This is a genomic window from uncultured Campylobacter sp. (assembly GCF_938017705.1).
Taxonomy (GTDB): domain Bacteria; phylum Campylobacterota; class Campylobacteria; order Campylobacterales; family Campylobacteraceae; genus Campylobacter_B.
The window spans coordinates 1-2,857 of sequence record NZ_CALIIS010000164.1 but is presented as its reverse complement, the minus strand read 5'-3'; the positions used below and the strand labels follow the sequence as shown (position 1 = coordinate 2,857).

At 45.5% G+C, this 2,857-nt stretch carries 1 protein-coding gene; it reads left to right on the top strand.

Annotated features, from left to right (window positions below; all coding sequences use genetic code 11):
• Positions 1 to 401: 401 nt before the first annotated feature.
• Positions 402 to 2,857 (top strand): nitrate reductase catalytic subunit NapA (gene napA, locus Q0605_RS07920; RefSeq protein WP_298705878.1); only part of this gene is annotated, 2,456 nt, incomplete at its 3' end.

Sequence of the window (2,857 nt, the reverse complement as noted above, 5' to 3'; positions counted from 1 at the left end):
AAATTTTACGCTTTTACTTCGGTAATGGCGGCGTTTTAGCGTAAAATTTATCGCTTATCGCAAAAGACGCTTTTTAAGCTAAGTTTTATAATTTTAATAGAATTTTGAAATTATATTACGCTCCGTTTTATTTCAAAGCACGATTAAATTTTTATGAAATTTTAATGCTAATTTATCGGTATAATATATTAATTTAATTAAATGAAAATCTATATTAAAATTTATCAAAAACTCGCTGTCCTGATAAAATTTAAGCCACTAAATTTAAAATTTATAAAATTATTATCTTATATCTGAAATCTATGTAGAAAAAACCTTGATTTTAATCTAGACTAAGCTGTTTTTTTATGCTATTATTCAAAATCTTAGTAGAAATTAATTCTAAACGAAAGGTTAATCTCATGGATAGACGAGACTTTATAAAAAGCTCTGCGGCAGCGGCTGCCTGTAGCGTTGCGGGCATCAGTTTGCCTAGCGGACTAAGCGCTGCGGACGAAGCCGAAAAAGGTTGGCGCTGGGACAAGGCGGCCTGTCGCTTCTGCGGCACCGGCTGCGGCATTATGGTAGCCACCAAAGACGGCAAAATCGTAGCGGTCAAAGGCGATCCGTTAGCGCCCGTAAATCGCGGTCTAAACTGCATCAAAGGCTATTTTAACGCCAAAATCATGTATGGCGCAGATCGCATTACCAAGCCTCTTTTGCGCGTAAATTCTAAAGGTGAATTCGACAAAAAGGGAAAATTTATCGAGATCAGCTGGCAAAGAGCGTTCGACGAAATGGAGAAGCATTTCAGGCGAGCCTATAACGAAGGCGGTCCCGAGGGCTTTGCCGTACTTGGTAGCGGTCAATACACGATCCCAGAAGGTTACGCCGCAGCAAAGCTAGTAAAGGCGGGCTTTCGCTCCAATAATCTCGATCCTAATGCTCGCCAGTGCATGGCCAGCGCCGTCGTAGGTTTTATGCAAACCTTCGGTATCGACGAGCCTGCGGGCGTTTTCGACGATATCGAGCTAACCGATACCATCATCGCTTGGGGCGCGAATATGGCCGAGATGCACCCTATCCTTTGGTCTCGCGTCTCCGACCACAAGCTTCGCAACCCGGACCGCGTAAAAGTTATAAATCTCTCGACATACTCTAGCCGCACTTCAAACATCGCCGATATTGAAATTATATTCCGTCCGAATACCGATTTAGCGATATGGAACTACATAGCAAGGGAGATCGTCTACAACCACCCGGATATGATAGATGGGAAATTTATTAAAGAGCACTGCGTGTTCGCTACAGGCCCTGTGGATATCGGCTACGGCTTGCGAGAAGATATAAATCATAAAAAATACCGCAAAACCGAGCTTGACACCGCGGCCAAGCAAAAATCTAAAATTCTAAGCAAATCCGAGGGCGTTACCTTAGCATATCTGGGTATGAAAGAGGGCGACGTACTCGAAAACAAACACTCTGACAAATCAGATGCTCACTGGCTCATAAGCTTCGAAGAATTTAAAAAAGCGCTAGAACCTTACACGTTAGAATTTGTAGCGCCTTTGGCCAAGGGTGACGAAAGTGAGGATTTAGAGGCGTTTAAGACCAAGCTAAAGCAGCTGGCAGATTTTTATATAGAAAAAGATCGCAAAGTAGTAAGCTTTTGGACGATGGGCTTTAATCAGCACTCAAGAGGAACTTGGGTCAATGAGCAAAGTTACATGGTACATTTCCTTCTTGGCAAGCAAGCTAAGCCCGGCTGTGGAGCGTTTTCGCTTACCGGTCAGCCTAGCGCTTGCGGCACGGCTAGAGAGGTGGGCACGTTTTCTCACCGCCTACCTGCTGATATGGTCGTGGCAAATCCGGCTCATAGAAAGGTTTCCGAAAAAATTTGGAAGCTTCCCGAGGGTACGATAAATCCAAAACCGGGCGCACATTATGTACAGGCTCTGCGCAATCTCGAAGATGGCAAGATAAAATGGCTGTGGGTGCAGGTAAATAACCCGTGGCAGCAGATCGCCAACGCAAATCACTGGATCGCAGCGGCGCGCGAGATGGATAACTTCATCGTAGTAAGCGAGCCATATCCAGGACTAAGCGCGAAGGTAGCCGATCTAATCCTGCCGACCGCGATGATCTACGAAAAATGGGGCGCATACGGCAATGCCGAGCGTAGAACTCAGTGGTGGAGACAGCAGGTACTTCCTGTGGGCGCCGCGATGAGCGATACGTGGCAGATGCTAGAGTTTTCCAAGCGCTTCAAGCTCAAGGATTTCTGGGGCGAGATTAAAGTGAATGATAAGCTTACGCTTCCAAACGTATTGGATAAAATTTCAGAATTCGGCTATACGCCAGAGACTACACTATTTGAAGTGCTCTTTGCAAACAAAGACGCTCAGGCTTTCGCTGCAAAAGATCCGATTATGGCAAGCTTCGATAACTCCGAAGTAAACGGCGACTCTCGCGGCGTCATCGGCAGTGACGGCAAAGAATTTAAAGGATATGGCTTTTTCATCCAAAAATATCTCTGGGAGGAATATCGAAAATTCGGCACCGGTCACGGACACGATTTAGCTGATTTCGATACATATCACCGAGTGCGCGGTCTTAGGTGGCCAGTCGTAGACGGCAAAGAAACGCTTTGGCGCTTTAACGCCCAATACGATCCTTATGCTAAAAAAGCGGCTCCGGATAGTGACTTCGCCTTCTATGGCAACGCCAAAGCGGCGCTTCCTAGCGGTGATCTGAAATCCGCTACTTCAGGCGAAGAAAAAACAAGCCTTGCCAATAAAGCTAAAATTTTCTTCCGTCCATATATGGATCCTGTAGAAGTGCCAAACGAGGAATATCCTTTCTGGCTATGTACGGGTCG